At 63.4% G+C, this 18,863-nt stretch carries 13 protein-coding genes; 6 read left to right on the top strand and 7 right to left on the bottom strand.

From position 1 onward, the window contains the following. Positions 1-118: 118 nt before the first annotated feature. The 6 genes from KTAU_RS19810 to KTAU_RS19775 form a co-directional block, all read right to left on the bottom strand. Complete coding sequence (locus tag KTAU_RS19810) at positions 119-1,030, bottom strand: R2-like ligand-binding oxidase (protein WP_151729993.1); 912 nt, start codon at positions 1,028-1,030, stop codon at positions 119-121. Between the two features lie 154 nt (positions 1,031-1,184). Next, positions 1,185-3,668 (bottom strand): serine/threonine-protein kinase, encoded by a 2,484-nt coding sequence (locus tag KTAU_RS19805; RefSeq protein ID WP_151729992.1) that lies wholly within the window; start codon positions 3,666-3,668, stop codon positions 1,185-1,187. Positions 3,669-3,921: 253 nt separating this feature from the next. Beyond that, positions 3,922-6,393 carry a serine/threonine-protein kinase gene (locus KTAU_RS19800; RefSeq protein WP_151729991.1) on the bottom strand — a complete coding sequence of 824 codons (2,472 nt, stop codon included), beginning with the start codon at positions 6,391-6,393 and terminating at the stop codon, positions 3,922-3,924. 155 nt (positions 6,394-6,548) lie between these two features. Next, positions 6,549-9,116, bottom strand: a complete 2,568-nt coding sequence (locus KTAU_RS21720) for a baseplate J/gp47 family protein (protein ID WP_170293452.1) — start codon at positions 9,114-9,116, stop codon at positions 6,549-6,551. 254 nt (positions 9,117-9,370) lie between these two features. After that, positions 9,371-9,946 carry a hypothetical protein gene (locus KTAU_RS19780; RefSeq protein WP_151729988.1) on the bottom strand — a complete coding sequence of 192 codons (576 nt, stop codon included), beginning with the start codon at positions 9,944-9,946 and terminating at the stop codon, positions 9,371-9,373. Positions 9,947-10,521: 575 nt separating this feature from the next. Further along, on the bottom strand, positions 10,522-11,208 hold the full coding sequence (locus tag KTAU_RS19775) for a hypothetical protein (protein ID WP_151729987.1): 687 nt from the start codon (positions 11,206-11,208) through the stop codon (positions 10,522-10,524). 145 nt (positions 11,209-11,353) lie between these two features. Between KTAU_RS19775 and KTAU_RS19770 the strand changes: the two genes are divergently transcribed. The 5 genes from KTAU_RS19770 to KTAU_RS19755 all read left to right on the top strand — a co-directional run bounded on the left by KTAU_RS19770 (position 11,354) and on the right by KTAU_RS19755 (position 13,915). After that, positions 11,354-11,587, top strand: a complete 234-nt coding sequence (locus KTAU_RS19770; protein WP_151729986.1) for a helix-turn-helix domain-containing protein — start codon at positions 11,354-11,356, stop codon at positions 11,585-11,587. Positions 11,588-12,140: 553 nt separating this feature from the next. After that, on the top strand, positions 12,141-12,383 hold the full coding sequence (locus tag KTAU_RS21715; protein WP_170293451.1) for a hypothetical protein: 243 nt from the start codon (positions 12,141-12,143) through the stop codon (positions 12,381-12,383). Further along, positions 12,352-12,642: a helix-turn-helix domain-containing protein gene (locus KTAU_RS19765; RefSeq protein WP_170293450.1), complete on the top strand. Its 291-nt coding sequence runs from the start codon at positions 12,352-12,354 to the stop codon at positions 12,640-12,642. The genes KTAU_RS21715 and KTAU_RS19765 overlap by 32 nt, the downstream gene beginning before the upstream one ends. Positions 12,643-12,935: 293 nt before the next feature. Then, complete coding sequence (locus KTAU_RS21710; protein WP_170293449.1) at positions 12,936-13,172, top strand: helix-turn-helix domain-containing protein; 237 nt, start codon at positions 12,936-12,938, stop codon at positions 13,170-13,172. A 209-nt stretch (positions 13,173-13,381) separates the two neighbouring features. Next, positions 13,382-13,915, top strand: a complete 534-nt coding sequence (locus KTAU_RS19755) for a hypothetical protein (RefSeq protein ID WP_151729983.1) — start codon at positions 13,382-13,384, stop codon at positions 13,913-13,915. A 147-nt stretch (positions 13,916-14,062) separates the two neighbouring features. Here the strand turns inward: KTAU_RS19755 and KTAU_RS19750 are convergent, their stop codons facing one another. Continuing rightward, positions 14,063-16,726 carry a protein kinase domain-containing protein gene (locus KTAU_RS19750; protein ID WP_170293448.1) on the bottom strand — a complete coding sequence of 888 codons (2,664 nt, stop codon included), beginning with the start codon at positions 16,724-16,726 and terminating at the stop codon, positions 14,063-14,065. Positions 16,727-18,195: 1,469 nt separating this feature from the next. Between KTAU_RS19750 and KTAU_RS19745 the strand changes: the two genes are divergently transcribed. Then, positions 18,196-18,507, top strand: coding sequence for a bifunctional DNA primase/polymerase (locus KTAU_RS19745; RefSeq protein WP_151729981.1), 312 nt, complete (start codon positions 18,196-18,198; stop codon positions 18,505-18,507). Positions 18,508-18,863 lie beyond the last annotated feature (356 nt).

Genomic DNA, 18,863 nt, shown 5'->3' with positions numbered 1-18,863 from the left:
GATCATCCGCCAGGGGGGAGTGGTTGTCAGCCCTGGCCCCCTGAGCCTTTGCTGACTCAGGGGGCCAGGTGAGTGGTGACCATACATAGTGATAAGAAGGAGACGCTGCAACAGAAGGCTATGCCGGTTCGTCTGTCTCGCTTGATTGGTAGATTTCTTCCAGGCTTTGCCGACGCGCGCGTCCGATGCGGTCGAGGCGTTTCTGGAATTGGGCAGTCGCGTAGGAGAGGTATTCGTCGATCTGAAGGTCGAAGGCGGGCGATTCCTGCGTTTCACGAGCTTCGAATAGCTCGTTGATGACGCCCAGGGCGTAGGTGAGTAGCTCGCTCATGTAGGTCTGGATGACGTCCCAGAGACGCGGTTCCTGGGCGACCAGGCGCGAGAGGAGGAAGACGCCGTAGGCCAGATGGCGCGATTCGTCGCGCTTGAGGTAGCCGATGCCTTGACGCAGGCCAGGCAGGATGTTGAGGCGTTCGAGCATGTTGAAATAGGCGTGATAGCCGGTCTCGGCCAGGACGCCTTCGACGATCATGTTGTAGACGACGCTGGCGCGGGCCTGGGCTTCGGGCGAGGGGTCGCTGAGGAGGGCATGCATGCGCAGGGGCAGCTCTTCGTAGAAGATTTTGCGGTAGCTGGGGGTGTGGTAGCGGTGCAGGTCGCTGTGTTCGTGGGCTACTTCGTCGAGGAAGCGGCGGAAGAATTCGGTGTGCTTGGCTTCTTCCCAGAGGAAGGTGGTGAGGTACATCTCTTCTTCGAGCCGGCCCTCGTGGGCAATGGTCAGGATGAGCGGGAGCAGGTCGAGGGTGACGCTCTCTTCTCCGGCCTGGAAGAGCGAGCTGAGGTAGAGCAGGGTTTCGCGTTCGCCCTCGTTGAGGCGCTGCCAGTCCTGGATGTCCTGGGAGAAGTCGATGGCGCGCGGGTCCCAGATGCCGAGTTTCTTGGCTTTGTGGTAGAGGCGCATCGGGAGGATGTCGTGGCGTAGGCCGCGCTCGCTGGTGGTGATGAAGGCGGCGTGTGTGCTCTGTGTCATGCTTGCCTGCTTTCTGTCTGGGCAGTCTTTGTTTTGGGCTGGCGCTCTTGCCGGTCGTTTCATTTGACTGACTGAATACCAGTCAGTCATCATGTTCAATGATACCTGTGATGCCGGCTGGCTGTCAAGGGGAGTGGGCAGGCTTCACCCGGTCTCATTGGCTGTTGACGACGATCTGGATCTGGTCGGCGCGCTGCGGGAGGGCCTGGCTGCCAAAGGGCAGGCGGAGCTGGACGGAGGCGACGCCAGGCTGGGAACGCAGATAGGTCTGGGCGACTTCGCTGCTGGTACCGCGCAGGTCCTGCTGCCAGCGGGCAATGGTCTGGGCGCTGATCCGGTAGCTCCAGGTGCCGTGGACGCTGACGCTCAGATAGGTGATGCCGTGGTTGCCGCGATCGGTGACGGTGGGCGTTGAGGCGCTGAGGCTGCGAGGCTGCAGCTGGTAGGCCGATCCAAGGGTGCGCTGGGCCTGGCGGCTCAGGAGGTTGCAGGCGAGCTGGCGGGCTTGGGTGGGATAGTAGGCGGTGGCGCTGCCTGTGACCTGGAGCTGGACACGTACCTGGTCAGCCTGGCTGCCGAGCGGCGGGTCTGCTTTGAGGCTCACCTGGTAGTTTGGTGGGCCAGCCAGGGTTTCCCCATCCTTGAGAGCGGCTCGTAGCTGGTCTGCAAGCTGGTGCTCTAGCTGAGGAAGGAGCATCTGGCGTGCGTGATCGAGGTCATCCTGGGCGACGATGTGGATGGTCTGGCCATTGCTGCCGCCGCTAAAGGCCGCGGGGTTGGTGACCTGGATCTGGGTCGGGCGCCCGCAACAGGGCTGGGCAATGTCGCCGGCGGGAATGTTGCCCTGGGCACCGGGGTTGACGGCCTGGGCGGCAGCGAGGGCGGTTCCATCCTGCTCGTTCTGGCGTGGCGGCACGACGACCGTGGCCAGCAGGCGGACGCTGATGCCCGAGCTGCCGCTGAAGGTGCTGCCCGCTGGGACGGTGACCGGCTGCTGGCCATGGTTGCTGAAGAGGAGGAGGCCGTGGGCGTTGCTACCCTGGGTGGTGCGAGTGCCGGTGGTGGTGACGGTTTGGGCGAGGCTGCGGCTAGCGCTGAGAAGACGCGCGGGAATGGTGCGCGTGTTGAGATCGATGGCCTGGACCTGGGGCGAGGCCGTCAGCAGGTAGGTGTCCTGCAGGGTGCGGCTCTGGGCGTTGATGGTGATGACGACGGTAGGATCAGCGCCAAGCAGGGGGACCCCGGGAGGGAAGAGTCCCACGTTGAGGACGCGAGCGGCGAAGAGGAGTAGCAGCAGGATGGCGATGACGATGAGGGCAATGGCCACGAAGAGTGAGAGGGGGCGCTTGCTGCTGGTTCGGGGGCGGATTCGCCTTCTCTGCAGAGGTTGTGGCTCTTCGGTGATGCGCTGGATGGCCGGGCGGCCCTGGGCTGGTAGGGCAGGCGGACGACCCCGGCGTGGGATGGTAAGCGGCTCGGGCATGGGAAGGGCCACGGTGCGCGGCTCCTGGCGCGAGCGATAATCAGGTATGGGCCTGGGCCGCGAGAGGGTTTCGGCGGTGACGTCGGGCAGGGTGGTGGCGGCGGCGATGTCTTCCTCGGGAGGCAGTTCTTCGATCTGCGGCTCCTCGGGACTGTCATAGGCATAGTCGTAGTCCTGGAGTGGCTGCGGGCGTGAGCGGCGTGGCGCTGGCTCGGATGCGGGGGCAGGCTCCGGCCAGGCTTCTGACGGTTCCTGGGCCGCGGGTATGGTCTGGCTTTCTTCGAGGGCCAGGATGACGGCCTCGCGCAGGACGGCAACGCTCTGGAAGCGCTCTTCGTCGCGCTTGGCCATTGCTTTGCGGACGACGCGGTCGAAGGCTGCTGGCACGCGCGGGTTGCGCCGCGAGGGGCGAGGGATGGGGGCGCGCAGCTGCATCTGGATGACTTTGATGTCGTCGGGGTCGTCGTAGGGCAGTTCGCCGGTGAGCATCTGGAAGAGGAGGACACCGAGGGCGTAGATGTCGGTGAGGGGGGTGACGATGCCGCGCGTCTGCTCGGGAGCCATGTATTGCGGGGTGCCGGGTACCTGGTCCAGGGGGATGGGCCGACCAATCTGGCTTTCGGCCTGGCGGGCCGGGCGAACGAGGCCGAAGTCGGCCAGGTAGACGTGGGGGACGCCGCTGCGCGGCAGTTCCAGCAGGACGTTGGAGGATTTGATGTCGCGGTGGACAAGACCTTCGCTGTGGGCGTGCTCGACGGCTTCGAGGAGCTGCAGGTACATGTCGATGAGTTCGTGCAGGTTGAAAGGGATAGGCTCGCGTCCGGTGACGTGGGGACGGTAGACGCGCCGCAGGTAGCTGGTGAGGGTGCCGCCGTCGATGAAGGGCATGACAAGGTAGAGCAGCCCCTGCTCTTCGCCAAATTCGATGAGTGGCAGGATGTGCGGGTGCTGCAGGCGGGCAATGGTGCGCGCCTCGCGGGCGAAGCGCCGCCGCATGTCGGGATCGCTGGCGTAGTCGCCAAGGATGACTTTGATGGCGACGCGCCTGCCAAAGGCGGTGCGCTGGCGCCCTTCGTAGACGGCGCCCATGCCGCCGACGCGAATGCGCCGGATGACGTCGTAGTTGCCAAGCTGCCTGCCTTCCAACGCGAGCATGCCTGCCTCTCTATCCTTTCCTCTCTGGTCTGGCAATTCGGGTTAGAAGGGACCGGCCTCGCCTCTGGCCTTCTGGGTTGAGGCGGCGACAGGCCGGCTTTCCCTGTCGCTTGCCTTTCTGCTCTGCTCTAGCTGTCGTTTTATTGTACCACAGCCGTCGGCTGGTGACCTACTAGTATAGACGTTTTCCTCAGTGGCGGTTTTTCCCGCGCGATGACTTCTGCGAGTGTCGCTGATGTTACCTCTCGGGTCGCTAGGTGCTGTTTTCGATGATGATGGCGATTTGGCCCGGGTTTGTGGGCAACTGGCCCGGATCAGTGCGAGCGATGCTGATGCTGACCCTGCTGACTCCTGGTTGCCGCTGCAGGAGCTGGAGTGCGACGCTCTTCGGCTTGCCGGCGATGAGCTGGCTGAGTCGCTGCTTGGCCGCCTCATTGAATTGATACGTCCAGCGTCCCTGCGCTTTCACGGTGATGATGAGGCGCCCGCTCTGGGGATCGCTGAGGCTGGCGTCGACGATGGTGCTGCTGGCCTGGCCGGCGAGGGCGTAGGCTGGCCCTGGGTCGCGGGCGCCTTCCTGGCGCAGGAGGGCTGTGGCCATGTCGAGGGCGGCCTGTTGGTTATAGGCGGCGCCGCTGCAGGTGACCACCAGGCTGACGGTGACGCTGGTGGCGTGGTCGCCAACCTGATGGTTGCTCCTAGTGCTGGTGCTGCAGTCGGGCCCGACGACGCGCTCTCCGCTGTGCGCTTGCTGCAGGAGCTGCTGCTGGGCTTGCTGCTGCAACCCGGCTTTGAGCGGGTTGACGACGTTGTCGAGGTCGCTCTGCTGGATGTAGGTGTAGGGCTGCGGGTCTTGCCCTCCAGTGAAGGGGCCATTGACGACCTTCACTGACAAATCAGAGCTGCAGCAGAAAGTGTCAATGAACCCAGCAGGTAAGTTCCCTGCGGTGCCCGGCTGCACTACATGGGCTGGCACCGTCACTATAGAGGGTTGGAAGTTCAGGCTTGCGGCAAGGAAGGCATCCTCATCCGTCTCGATGGTCAGGCCACGTTGTACCACGCTCAGGGTGGTGCCTTTAGCCACAGTGAATGATGTTCCGGCCCGTCTGGAAAACGTAATTGTCCCATGTGCCTGGGTTCCGGCTGTCATACCGTGGCCCGTCGCCTGAACCGTCTTCGCCGCTGAGCTGATCGTGGCACTCAGGCGGCGCGCCTGAATCTGACGCTGGGCGGCGTTGGGCGTTCCCGTCACGCCGGTGATCAGGTATTGCTGGCTGAGGAGCACACTGGCCGCGGTGATGCGTACCGTGGCCAGCGGGGCCCCGACCGGTAGGATCTCCCCGAGCGGTCCCAGCGCCGCCGGGTCGCTGTAGGCCATAGCCAGGCTCCCCACCAGGAGCAGGAGCAGCAGGGCTATTGGCGGGGCCAGCCAGCGCCAGTGGCCTTTTCGATCCCTGGGATGCGCCACTTGGGCTTGGGTGATCCGTCTTGGGCCGATGCGAACCGTCTTGTGAGGAGGGGCTGCTGGTGGCATTGGGGACGCGGGGCTGACAACCTTCCCGAGCCTCTGGTGCTGGGGAGTCATTACCGCTTTCGTCTGGCTGTCTCTCCCTCTCTCTCCTCGCTGCGCCTGCAGACGGCGCAGCTGTGGGAAGCGTTGCCATGAGGCTGGTTGCTCTGGTCTGGGCATAGGTATGGCGGGCGTTGCCAGCTCTCCCTGGGCCAGCAGCCGGCGAGTGGGAAGCTGGAGCAGAGGATCGGCTGGGTAACCGCCTTCTCGCTTATGCTCGCTTGCTCTGGTCTCTTCCTCTTCTTCGCCCCAGATGGTGCTTTTCCTGGGCTGGCTGCTTCCTCCTGGCCACCCTGGTCTATCTTCCGCGCTGGCCGCCAGGGCCGTCGCGAAGGCGCTTGCGCTGGGATAGCGTTCGTGGCGCTCTTTGGCCAGACCACGCAGGATGACGGCCTCTACCGCCGGCGGTAGCTGCGGGTTGAGGCGCCGTGGCGGCTCCGGCTCCCGCTGTGTATGGCAGTACATGAGAACGAGCGGGTCCTGCTCGGCAAAGACGTGCCGCCCCGTGCACAGCTCGTAGGCAATACAGGCCAGGGCGTACTGGTCGCTTTCGCGTCCTACCTGCCCACGGAATTGCTCAGGGGCCATGTAGGCTGGGGTGCCGCTCAGGCTGGCGGCCTCCAGGCTGCGCGAGCCGAGTTGCAGGGCGATGCCGAAGTCAGCCAGCAGGGCACGGCCATCGGCGGCGAAGAGGATGTTCTCCGGCTTGAGGTCCCGGTGGATGATGCTGCGCTCGTGAGCATACTGCAGGGCTGCCCCGACCTGGCTCAGAATCGCTACCGCTTCAGCCAGCGGGAGGGGTTGTCCGTCAGCCTGACGTAGCCGCTGGCGCAGCGAGCCACCTGCGGCGTATTGGGTCACCAGGTAGGGGCAACCTTCCTGGTCCAGGCCGGCGTCGAGCAGGGGAAGGATGTGGGGATGGCTCAGTCCCTCCAGGAGGCGGACCTCGGCCTTGAATTGGGCCTGTCCCTCGGCTGAGTCGAGCGGGGTCTGGAGGCGTTTGAGGGCGACCAGCGACCAGCGGCTCAGGAAGCGGTGCCGGGCCAGGTAGACGGTGCTGGAGCCGCCACGCCCTAGCCGGCGGATGAGTTCATAGTCGCCCAGGAGGGAGAGGCCAGTCTCCTGATGCTTCCCCGGCTCCTTGCTGTGTCCCATAGACGAAGCCCTCCCCGGTTCGTCTCGCTGCCACGTTTCTTGCTCTCAGGCAATTGGATTGAGAATAGTATGCCTTTCTACTGCGAACTTTTCCTACGATGATGGCCCAGTGCTGACACTGCAGCGGGCTGCCCGAGTCGCCTGGGCCGATTCGATTAGCCTTTGCCAGAGGTTGGGGTGTTGCCGGGACTGGGCGCGGTCGGTGCCGCTGTGGGCGAACTGGTCGGCCCCGGCCCGATGCTGGCGCTGGGGGCCGGCGATAGCCCGCTCACGTTGCCGATGGTCACGGCAATCTGGTTGGCATCGCTCGGCAGCCGATCGCTTCCGTGGAAGATGGCGATGTCGGCCTCTTTGACGCCGCTTTGCCGCTGCAAGAGCTGCAGGGCCTCGCTCTTCGACTTGCCGGCGATGAGCTGGGCCAGGCGCTTTTTGGCGGCATCGTCGAACTGGTAGGCCCAACGCCCTTCGGCGGTCACTGTGATCGAGATGCTGCCTTTGCTGATGGGTGTAGCCCCGTCAATGGTGGTGATGATCTGACCCACCAGGGCATAGCCCGCTGCCAGTCTCTTGCCGGCCTCCTGGCTGAGGAGGCTGGCGCCGAGGCGCAAGGCTCCCTGTTTGTCGAAGGCTTCTCCGCTGCAGCTGGCCGAGACGGTGACGGTGACACTATTGGCGTGGTCGCCGGCCTGGTGGTCGCTCTTGACGCTGGTGCTGCAGTTGGGCTGGCTGATGAGCTGCTCGCCGGGCCGGATCTGGCGCTGGAACTGCTGCTGGGCCTGCTGGGCCAGGCTGGCCTTGAGCGGGTTGGCGGCGTTGTCAATGTCGCTCTGCTGGACAAAGGTGAAGCTCTGTGGGTCCTGCCCACCGGTGAAGGCACTGCTGGTGGCATAGATGTCGGTAGCGCCGCAGCACGGTTGATTACTGATCACCCCAGCAGGCAGGTTGCCGACGCTTCCGGCTTGGACGATATGGGCCGGTACGGATTTGGAGACAGGCTGGGATGGACTGGGTTGAGGAGGAAGATCAGCGCGGGCGTCGGTGACGATTTTGAGCCCGTTCTGCAATGTAAATGTCGTCCCGCTGACGACGGTCTCCCAGGTACTGCCTGTATGGATGAATGTAATCGTTCCCCTGGCCTGCACGCCGGGCGTTTGACCGTGCCCCGTCGCTGGCACTGTCTTCGTCTGCGCCACTGGAGTCGCCGTCAGCACCCGCGCCTGGATCTCGCGCTGGGCCGCATCTGGCTGGCCCGTCACCCCGGTGATCAGGTACTGGTTCTTCAGGTCGACGCTGGCCGGCGTGATCGTCACCGTCGCCCCTGGCGTCCCAAAGGGCATCATGGCCGCCACCGGCCCCAGCAGCTTCGGATTCACCGCTGCCAGCGCTCCACAACCGATCAGTAGCAGTACTAACAGAATCGCCACCAGTGCCAGCCAGAATGGCCCCCGTCGTCGCTGCCTCGTCCCCCGCTGGCGCAGCGGTGTCAGCGGCGGGGGCAGTGTCGAAACACCGCTCGGCGGCACCACGCTGCCTGCACCTGCTCCTGCTCCCGCAGCGCCGCCGGTGCCACTTCCTCCCCCGCTGGCTCCCGCTCCCACTCCGGCGAAGGCCGCACCTGCAGCTGCACCGGCCAGAGCCCCGGCCCCTAAGGCTGCTCCTCTGTCTGACGGTGATGAGCTGCCCCGGCGCGCTGGCTCGGCTTCGGGTGTGTAGGCATTGCTCGCCACTGGCAGCTTGGCCGTGATCCGCCGTGAATGGGGGAATTGAATGATGCCCGGTCCCGCTCCGCTTGCTGGCGAGCGCGGCGGCACAGCTCTCGCCCTTGTCCCCTCTTGTTGCTGCTGTTGGGCCTCTTCATCGGCCTGAGCGGCAGCCGCTCCAGCAACTCCTGCGGCCCCGGCTTCGACAACAGCGCCAGGCGTCGCCCCCTGCTGCTGGTTCTTGCCCTCCGGCAATGGTGGGACCGCAGAAGATGGCGCGCCCGCTCCTGCTTTCTCAACGGGCGGCAGCTCTTCCTCGTCGTCCAGCGTCCCTAGCTCAGCGGGGCTGCGCTCCTCGTTTGCTTTGCTGGCCGCTTGCTCCCGCTCTGACTGCAGCACGGCCCAGCCTAAGCCCGCCGCGGCTCCTGCCAGCGCACCCGCCGCTGCTGCACTCCCCGCTGATCGGCCTCTGGAACTTGATTCCACTGGTTCAGGTGGGGCAGAACCTGCCCCAGGCTCCGCCTTCCTGGTTGGAGTCTCTCCCTCCAAGTGTGGCCGCTGGCGCACCGGCTCGGCGGCGGTTCCAATCGGCTTGCTCTCTCCCCCGCGCAGCCGCAGGAGACGACGCAGGCGCTGCGACCAGGCCGGCCCCTGACCTTCTTCCGCCTTGCCCTCTTCCCACATATCTTGCAATGAGCGCACGTAGTTGTCGAGAGATGAGTAGACCGGAAAGCGCCGCTGGCGCGCGTACTCCGCTGGCTCTGAACGCGGTGGGGCGATAAAGATGAGGCGAGCTTGCGGGTTGCGCCGCATCTTGAGCACCTCGAAATCAACGCGGCGCTGGAAGGCGCGATTCTGCTCCGGCAGTACAATGGCAATCTGCTTGCGTCCAAGCTTCTCTTGGGTCAGAATCGCCGTTAGTACATCTTTTCGCTCATCAGTAGGCGCAACGTAGATAACGCCGATCTCTTCTGCACGTGGATCGCCTGCACCGAGCAGCTCTGAGCCATCTGCCTGTCTCATCAGCCTTACCCTCGCATGTCCCAAGAAATGGCCTTTTCGCCTGAACCTGATACATTGTACACTACCTTCGCGGTGCGCGCAATCGCCGGCGTCCACATTTTGTAAAGCAGACGTCCGCTTTCCGGCTGCAAAGGCAGGGACGGCCCCCCGTGCCGCTGACTCCTTCGCTTCGCTTCACTCCACGCCGCTCCACTTTCTTCTCCCGACACCGGCGGTGGCTTGCTTCGACCAGATAAGACAGCCCCGGCCACGGGCTAGGCTGGCCCCCCTGCGCTATCGAGAAGGGCAAGGAGTTCGCTGCGCCACAGCTCCCACTCCAGTAGACCCCCCACGGCTAGCTCGCCTCCTTTGCCCTTGAGGTCATCCTCCGCCGCCTTGCGATTGAGTACTGCCCTGCCAACCGCCGTCTCGACCAGGATGTAGCGCTGTTGCTCCCATTCCCAGTCAGGATCAACAATGCGCCCCGAGACGGGATGGTGTTGCAGTATGATCCGCTCGCCTGAAACCCCCCGGGCATCGCGTGCAATCTGCCGCAGAGCCAGAGCCGCTAGCCCGGGCTTACCAGCATCAGCCCTGGCACTCTCTGCCGGCCCGCGGTATTTGAGCTGCCGCGGTCGGATGAGCAGCAGGAGATGGTAGTTCTTCCCTACCTGCAGCTGGCTCCCCAGCTTGCTCTGTGAGCCTCCTAGCCTGGAGGCACTGCTGAAGACGGGCAGCAGGACGCTGCTGCGCAGCAGAAAGGTAAGGTGATAAAAGGCGTCATAGTCACACTGCTTCTCGATGAGGAGTCCCTGGATAAAGGCGCCTACCTGTCGCTCTCGTTCGCTCACTGTCGCTTTCTCCTGTCCTCTGTTCGGCTCAAACTCGACTCGCTTGCTGGATAGCTGGCTCTGGGCAGTGGTTCAGTGGTTCAGTGGTTCCTGCTCTTCCAGGTTCGCTTCGGCGACGACAGCGGCACCATCGGGATGGCGTGCTTGCTCGGGGAACGTCCCCCCGCTTCTCACTCAGGCACGCTGCTCGGGGTGAGAATGCACTCGGCACGATGCTCGTTTAGAGGTATATATACCCCATCCTGACCGCCGACGGCAATGGTTGGGTTGAGCAACTATCACGAGAATCCAGTCGGGAAGCGGGCCGGTACGGAGAAGCACGTGGGGGGGTTCCGCTCCGGGCAGGCGGATGGTCTGGCCTGCTTGGTCTGAAGGACTGGTTGCTGCTTGAGGTCTGTAGTTTCCTTAGACCCTATGGCTATAAGAAGGATGGCCGGAGAGAGAGCGAGCGGGCAGCACCCTCCCCTCCGGCCATCCTGCGCTCAAAAAGGCAGAAAGGCAAGCGGACCACTCGGTAGTTAGATGAAGAGAGAAGTATCTGGCATTTGTGCGCTCCCTTCCGGCTCCGGATGCGCTCAGTCCTGGGCCGTGGTCCGCATCTTGAGATAGTCACCTTCGATAATGCTGCCGTCCGAGCGAACGTGGATGCAGCCACGATAGCGCCCATAGGGGACGCCAAAGCCCGCCGGCAGCTTGCGGAGCATAAGGAGACAGCAGTGACGCCCGCCCTGCTCCATCTTCAGCTCGGCAATGATCTTGGCCTCCTCGTCGCTGACCGCATAGAAAAGGTAGATCATGTCAGCTTCTTCTTCGCTGTGCCGATAGGCCAGGAGCCAGAGGGTTTTCTTGATGATCGGCTCACGCTCCCCGTCGTCGAGAGCGGTCGGCTCTTCCACAGGCGGCTGCCCGGCACCAGCACCACCGTCATTGAGACCATTTCCATTCAGCCGCGCCTTCTCCTCAATCCCTACTTCGCCCTCTCTCTCCTCCAGCGCCACTTTCTCACTCGCCGCCTGGCCAGGCGCCTGCTGCTCTCGATCCCTGTCACGTACGTCGTCAATAACTTCACAGACGATGGCCGCGGCCCGCTCCGGCCCAACAAGCTGAGCCAGCTTGCTCTGGTACTCCTCCATGTTGCGCAGCCGCCGCTGAATATACTCGTGCTTGGCCCAGCCACACGCTAACCCATACAAGGCCCAGCGCCCGGCCAGATACTCGGCCTCTAGCTGACGCCGCAGGCGGGCAATCTCACTGCCACTCATGCTGGTCTCCTCTCTCCTGTGTTTGTTCACCACCTCTAGAATGGTGGTGTATTAGAATCTACCATTACGGACGCAGTTTTGTCAACCCTGGTACTCTGATACAATCACCTTACTGACTACGGGTCTAGTAAGGCAGGTCAAGCGTATGATTCGTCTCCGCGTTAAGGAGGTCGCTCAGGCAAAAGGCGTCAGCATGTCGCGGCTCTCGCGCATCTCAGACGTGAACTACAAGACGATCCAGCAGATCTGGCGCGATCCCTTCCGCGAGGTCTCGATCAAGACCATCGAGAAGCTGGCCAAGGCCCTCGGCGTCCCTTCCCATGAGCTGATCGAAGATGTACCCGACGAGGATCAGCCGCCAGCATCACCCCAGGTATAGCTGGGTGTGGCGACACGCCTGACGCACAGGAAGCCGGGTTGAAAGGACAGAGATGGCCAATGGTACGGTTAAAAGTCAGAGAGGTTGCCGAGGCTCGGGGCTTTCACATGTCGTCGCTCTCCCGAGCTGCCGATGGCAACTTGCGCACGATCAAGGACATCCTTTGCAATTCATACAAAGAAGCAAATCTCTCGACGCGGGCGAAAGTCGCGCGGGCCTTCGGCATCTCTACCGCTGCCCTGATCCCTTCGACGATGCGCCCGACGAGGCGAACGCAGCTGAGACCTGGCTGGCCGGCTCCCGGAGATACTCACCCATCTAATCCATGCTTGAATTTTTCCCTCACTCCTCGTCCATAGAGATAGGAGGGTTCTCTCTATCCGAATGCGCCAGAGTCGCACAAGCATGCACTCTGCCTTTGCGATGGGAAGACCCGACGCAGGGCGCTGGCACGCTGAGCGCGTTTTGCCACACTCTGCCATCTACCGCGCAGTCAACGGATCGATTGTCTGCTAGTTTTGTTCTGCTTTGCTCTGAAAGGAGCCAGTCCGAGGTGTCGCGGATGTTTGTAGGGAGAAAAGTCCGCTTGCTGATCGTGAAAATCCTCTTTAGACCTGCCGAAGATATTCTTGAAATGGCACAGCTCAACCTGTCGATGGTGCGCCCTCACAAGACGCCCGTTCGCACTGGTCATATGCACACCTGTACCTATCGTGGCCGTCCCGGAACAGTGGCCGACCTTGCTGCCCAGGAAGGAGCTGATCGTGTTCAGACTGCGCGTCAGAGAAATTGCTGAGGCGAAGGGCTTCACGCCGTCCGCTCTCTGCAAGGCCGCCAATCTTAATGATCGCACCGTGCGCCGGATCTTCCGCGATCCTTACGCTCAGGTGAACCTGCGTACGCTGGTCAAGATCGCCACGGCGCTGGGGGTGCAGGCTCATACGCTGATCGAGTTTCTGCCCGATGAGGAGACGCCCCCAGGGGCACCTCCCAAACGCGCCCGCCCCCCTCGCCGCTATCAGCCACGCAGCAGATTCTCTTTCCCATCTTCCTAACTGTTCCTCCCCCAATCTGGAGGGCCTGACCGCCTCTCACTCCCTCGTTTCCCTCCCTCGCGGAGGACGCGGCAGAGCGGCAGGCCCTTTCTCTCCTCCCGCTTATTCTGGTATTTGTCATTTTAAAATCGCCATTCAAATGTCGCTGTTCTAACAGTACCATTACAAACACTCTAGTCATTAACAATAAATTGTTGTATCTTTCATCACGTAGCTCTACTGTATCCCAACGAACAAAAGAAGGCGGCTTGGTTTTAGAGGTTCAGGTGTATGACCTGGAAAGGGGAATCAGTGTGTTGCGCTTAAAGCTGAAAGAGATCGCCGAGAAGCATGGCTTTTCTCCACAATCGCTGGCCAGAGCTTCAGGAGTAAGCTACAGCACGATTTTGCGGGTATATCGCAACCCATACCGCTACGTGACGACACTGACCCTCGGCAAGCTGGCGTCGACGCTTGGCATTGCCTCCCCAGAGCTTATAGAAGAGCTACCAGAGGAGGCAGAGGGGTCCCAGCCGCAAGAAAGCTGCTAAGCGAAGCAGTCTGTTTCATGGAGAGCCGCCTGACTTTTGGGTAGGGGCAGTAAAGGAGGTGTAAGTGGAGCGTGGTTGACAGTAGCCGACGGTGAGGCCAGGTGGCGCGCCGTCCGGCTGGCTGGCTTTCTGATTCTGGTTCTGGCGATGGCGGATTGTCGATTGTGGATTGTAGAGTGCAGTGTCAGAAAAAAGGAGTGTGTGCTTCGATGCGTGGAAGACGTTTCCCCCGCAAGGCTGCTCTACTGTTGATGGTTGGCCTCTCTCTGCTCCTGCTGGCTGCCTGTGGCAGTAGCAAGCAAGTGGCGACCACGACCTCGGCCTGCTCGCTGATCACGGCGGATGAAGCCCGTCAGGTACTGGGTGCCGCAGTACGGTCGCAGCCGCAGGAGGTGGTGAGCAAGCCGAAGAACGCCACGGTGAGCGAGTGCCTCTACACCTCGTCCTCGGACAGCCACGTGGCGCGGGCCTCGCTGGCGCTGACTATTGCCGCCGATACTGCCAGCGCCCAGCAGTTCTACAATCAGGCCAAGAGCGCGGCCCTCGACTTGAGCCGGCAGACGGCGACGGTCAGCCTGGGCGACGCGGCTTTTCAGACGCAGCGCAGTTCCTCTTTCGGGCAGGAGACGCTGCTGACGGTGCTCAAGGACAACACGGTGCTGGTAGTCGAGGCGCTCAGCCCGGGTCATCGCCAGCTTGATCTTGAGCAGAGCCTGGCGCAGATCGCCCTGAATCGTCTCTAGAGGCGAGCGACGCCGGGAGTGGGCCGGCGCGCGGGAGAGCACGTCTGGATTGCGGGCGGCGTCGGTGTGCCTGCTATGAGGCAGGGCATGCCGGGCGCCGCTTGTCTTGTTGGTGGCGAGGACGTGGGCAGGCGAGGCAGGCGGCGCTCAGGGAGTGGCTTTGACTGTGATACGTGTGGGATCGGTGGGCAGGGTCTTCTGCCCGAGGGCCAGGCTGAGGGTGACGTCGGCGACGCCCGGCTGACGGCGCAGGAGGGCGCGAGCCTGCTCGGGATCGCGGCCCGCGATGAGTGCTTTGAGGGTGTCGAGCTGGCTCGGGCTGAACTGATAGCGCCAGGTGCCGCGCGCCTGGACGGTGAGGACGGCGCTCTGGTCGCCGGCGCGGGTGGCGCTGATCTGTGTCTGAACGGGCTGCGTCAGATGGTAGCCGCTGCCGTAGCTGCGGGCGATGTCGGCGTTGAGGAGGGCGGTGACGAGGGTGATGACACTGTTGCGGTCGTAGACAAGGCCGCTGCAGCTGACAGTGACGGTAACGGTGACGCTGGTCGCCCGATCGCCGGCGCGGTGGTCGCTGTTGACCTGGGGAGGGCACTGCGGAGCAGCGACGCTCTCTTCGCCGCTGCTCTTGAGGCTGGCGAAGGCGGTGCGGGCGCTCTGGACGAGGGAGGGAGTGAGCGCCGCCGCGGCGTTATCGATGTCGCTCTGCTGAACAAAGGTGTAGCTCTGCGGATCTTGCCCGCCGGTGAAAGGCTGGAGATTCTTCACAGTGATAGTTTCATCAGAAGTGCAGCAGAACTGATTAATCGCAAGAGCCTTGATATTACCAGCAGAACCAGCATTGACTGCGTGTGCGCTAACACTTATCTGTCCGAAATTTGGAGGATTTCCAGCAGGTATCGAAATATCAGCATCGATAGAGACCTTTACTCCATTGGAAGCAGTAACAGTAGTACCCTTGGGGACGGACTGCGGAATAAATTTTCCATTATAGAACGTCAGCACACCCTGGGCGCGGGTACCGGGAGTTGAAGCCTGACCGGAGGCGGTCACCGTCCGCGACTGAGCCTGTGGGGGTGTTGAGAGCAGGCGGGCGGGGACGACCAGGCGGGCGGGATCGGCCTGGGCGCCGACGCGGGCGCTCAGCGTATAGGTGCGTTGCAGCGTATGGGTGGCCGGTACCAGCGTCACGGTGGCCGAGGGATGCAGCAGGCCCAGGCCGAGCGGCAGCAGCGTCAGCGACAGGACTGCCACCAGCAGCAGGGCCAGCGCTGTCAGGCCCAGGCGCGAGAAGGCCCGGGCCGCGAGCCACGGCAGCCAGGTAGCCGATCCCGCCACAGCGCGAACGGGTGCGGAGGCTGCCGGCGCGGAGGCCGCCAGGGCCGTCGGAGCGCTCCCCGTGCCCGGTCCCGAGCGCGAGACCGAGGGGCTGCGCGACGGACGGTTGCGCTGTGCAGGCGCAGCGGACGCCTGGCGCGCGCGGCGCGGCAGGGCAATAATAGCAGGGCCGTCAGCCGGAGCGGACGACGAGGCAAGCGCAGAACCGGTCTGCCGTTCAAACTGGCCGGGTCCTGGAGCCGGGGGAAGCACCGTCGCCCCGTAGCCCGGGTCGGGAGGAGTCCAGCGCGGCTCGGCCTCCCACTCGTCCGAGCCGGGGCCAGTAGCAGCAGGGGCGGCCCAGGCCCAATCGGGAGTCAGTGAGCGCGTCGCCAGCTCTCCGCTACCAGTCATCTCCGCCTGTGGAGGAGGCTCCTCCTGCCTGGCCGCCGGCCACAGTGACGCCCGGCGAGTGCCCTCGCGCCAGACCGTCCCCGGCACATCCTCAGCCGCATCCCACAGCGAGCCATTGCCGCCGGGATCGTCCCCCAGGCCCGCGGCGGGATCGTTCCCCTCTTCATCGTCAACGCCGGTCATCAGCGCGGTTGCTCCGAGATCGGGGCCGGGGCCGCCGAAGGGGTGGAAAGCATGCAAGGCCCGCACAAAGCTCAGCACATCGGGATAGCGCTCGGAGCGCTCCTTAGCCAGGCCGCGCAGAATCGCCGCCTCGATCGGAGCGGGCAGATGCGGATTATAGGCCCGCGGAGGGCGTGGCTCCTCCTGCGTATGGCGATACATCAGCACCAGAGCATCGTGATCTTCAAAGACGCGGTGGCCGGTCGTCAGCTCATAGGTCAGGCAGGCCAGGGCGTACTGATCGCTCTGGCGGGAGACCTGGCCGCGGAACTGCTCGGGCGCCATATAGGCGGGGGTGCCGCTCACGCTGGCCTGTTCCAGGCTGCGCGAGCCGAGCAAGAAGGCAATACCGAAATCGGCCAGCAGGGCCTCGCCGTGATCCGTGAAGAGCACATTTTCCGGCTTCAGATCGCGATGGATCACGCCGCGCTCGTGGGCGTAGTGGAGGGCCGAGCCGACCTGAGCGACGATCGCCAGGGCCTCCTCCAGGGGCAGGGGGCGCCCGTTGGCGCGTTGCAAGCGAGCGCGCAGGGAGCCGCCGGCGGCGTAGAGCGTCACCAGATAGGGGAAGCCCTCGTCATCGATGCCAGCGTCGATGAGCGGAAGAATATGGGGATGGCGCAGTTGCTCCAGCAAGCGGGCCTCATCGATAAAGAGGGAGCGCGCGCGTGGAGAATCGAGGGGTGTCAGCAAGCGCTTGAGGGCCACGGGGGGGCGCGACTGCAGAATCAGATGGCGAGCCAGATAGACGGTACTGAAGCCGCCGCGTCCGAGGCGGCGCAGCAAGCGATAATTGCCGATGCGGCTGCCTGTTCCCTCCTGTTGCCGCCCATCCTCGCCAGGCCCCTGATCGCGTGTCATAGACGAAAGCCCTCCCCGGCCTCGCATACGAGCACAGCCAGATAGATAGACAGAGATAGATAGAGAGACAGAGAGGCAGGCAGACAGAGGCGGCTGGCTGGCGCTGCCCGAGGCAGTTAGCCGGCGAACGAGAGGGGCAGAGCCTGGTTCGCCATCGTCTCCTCTCCTGGTGGCTGCTGGCTGAGCTGCTCAGCTGTCGTTTCAGTTGCGCGAGTGTGTAGGATGGAGCAGCCGGGAGCCTGGGCTATTGGCCAGAGCAAGGCAGGGCAGTGTAGCGTCGTCTGGCCCAGTCCTGGTTATGGCCACGGGAGCGGCCAGGCGGTCAGGAGCGGACAACGATCCGCGCGTGTGCCAGTCAAATCAGTATTGCCTCTCACTTCTCACTATCTTGTAGTATACCACGTATCGCGTTTCAGTATCCTCCTTCGGATCGTCCCCTCTGCAACTTGCCGAATTATCGTTGGTAGATAATCCGGCCTGCCCCTTTCAGTATCCTCGCGCGGATCGTCCCCTCTGCAACAACCCACGCCCCTCCTTTGCGGCACTCTTCCTTCAACTTTCAGTATCCTCTCCCGGATCGTCCCCCCTGCAACCATACAGATAGTCTCTTCATACATGAAATAGATCAAGCTTTCAGTATCCTCTCCCGGATCGTCCCCTCTGCAACTCGTCAAAAAGCGGCAAAGTGATAGCAAAAGTGCAGATAGGTCTTTCAGTATCCTCTCCCGGATCGTCCCCTCTGCAACCGCGGGCGGCAGAAAGAGGTCAGGGATAGTGCTTCACCATCCACGAACGATTGAGGCCCCATTTTTGGCGTCTGAGAGGCTCGTTTCCCTCCTTCCCCCGCGCGCAGAACATATCGTCCCACGACCTTTCTCGAAACTCGTCCTCTGCAAACCGCAAGGGGCGAGTTTCGAAGAGGCAGCATCGCATTTTCGAGTATACCACAGGCAGAAGCTCCACGTCCAGAGGTCAATGCGGTCAGAATCTGACCGCATTTCCCGGGAGCACTCGCCGGGTTTCGAAGCGGCCCCGCACAAGGGCCACATGAGCCGAAGATTGCCCCAGTGCACCCTTCCACAACCAGTGCCTCCCAGGTTGTCAGCCAGCGAGCAGCACTATCAGCAGCGGCCATATATCGACAAACATATATTTGGAGCATCACGTACAATATAAGTAATCCTTCTGGTTACTGGAAGGCTGCACCCACCGGCTCCGGCGGAGTGGGGGCTCCGCCGGAGAGGCCGGTGTGGGACGGGACGGGGAAGCCCGGGCGGGCGGTCAGCGGGGTAGCGAGCGCCACGCCAGCGGGCGGTCTCTCCTCCCGCAGGAAGACAGCCTGAGCGAACCGAAAGGAAGGAGCAGAGAAGAGACAGAGTAACCCACACGTGGGTCTTAATCTGATCATCGTCTCGTATGTTGGTTTGACAGACTGGCTGATTGCCTCGCCCGAGCAAAGGAGCCGGCCAATGGCGACCTACCTGGAACGACACGTCGTCATCGACAGGAGCCGCTTACTGGATTACGCCCTGTCCTACGCGCGGCACGGCTGGCGCGTCGTGCCCCTCTACGAGCGTCTTCCCGACGGGCGCTGTGCCTGCGAGCGCCCGAGCTGCAGCGCGCCACACCCACGTGTCCCCACGCTGGCCTGTGCCACCACCGATGAAGAAGAGATCCGTCACTGGTGGCGCCTGGCTCCGCGGGCGGGCATTGGCGTCGTCATCACAGACCGCGATGGCCGCGAGACCCTTCTTCCTATTCCCGGCACCAGCGGGCCATAGTCAGGCCCGCCCTGCCCTGATACCCGGCCCTAAGCAAACGGGAGGGCCAGCAACCACAGCTCAACAGGTTGGGCAGGGACGCCCGCCCCTTGCAGCGCGTTCCTGGCGAACGAACAACCTCCCGGCCTCCTCTCTTCGTTGCTGAGATCCCTGCCCTTGAGCGAGGACAGGGATCTCTTTCTCAGCCAGCCCGCCCCTCTGGCAACGCACTCCCTCCGCCCGACTCGGCCCGGCCCTCCCCAGCCCTCCCAGGTGGTTTCCCCCTATGCTCCTCTTGCCAGACGCGCTATCATCTGATCAAACGGGAAGCGCGCCCAGGCTGACCCACGGCCGCGGCGCGCCTCCCCTCCCCTGCA

Origin of the sequence: Thermogemmatispora aurantia (assembly GCF_008974285.1) — a bacterium.
Taxonomy (GTDB): Bacteria; Chloroflexota; Ktedonobacteria; order Ktedonobacterales; family Ktedonobacteraceae; genus Thermogemmatispora; species Thermogemmatispora aurantia.
This window is presented reverse-complemented; position numbering and strand designations above follow the sequence as displayed.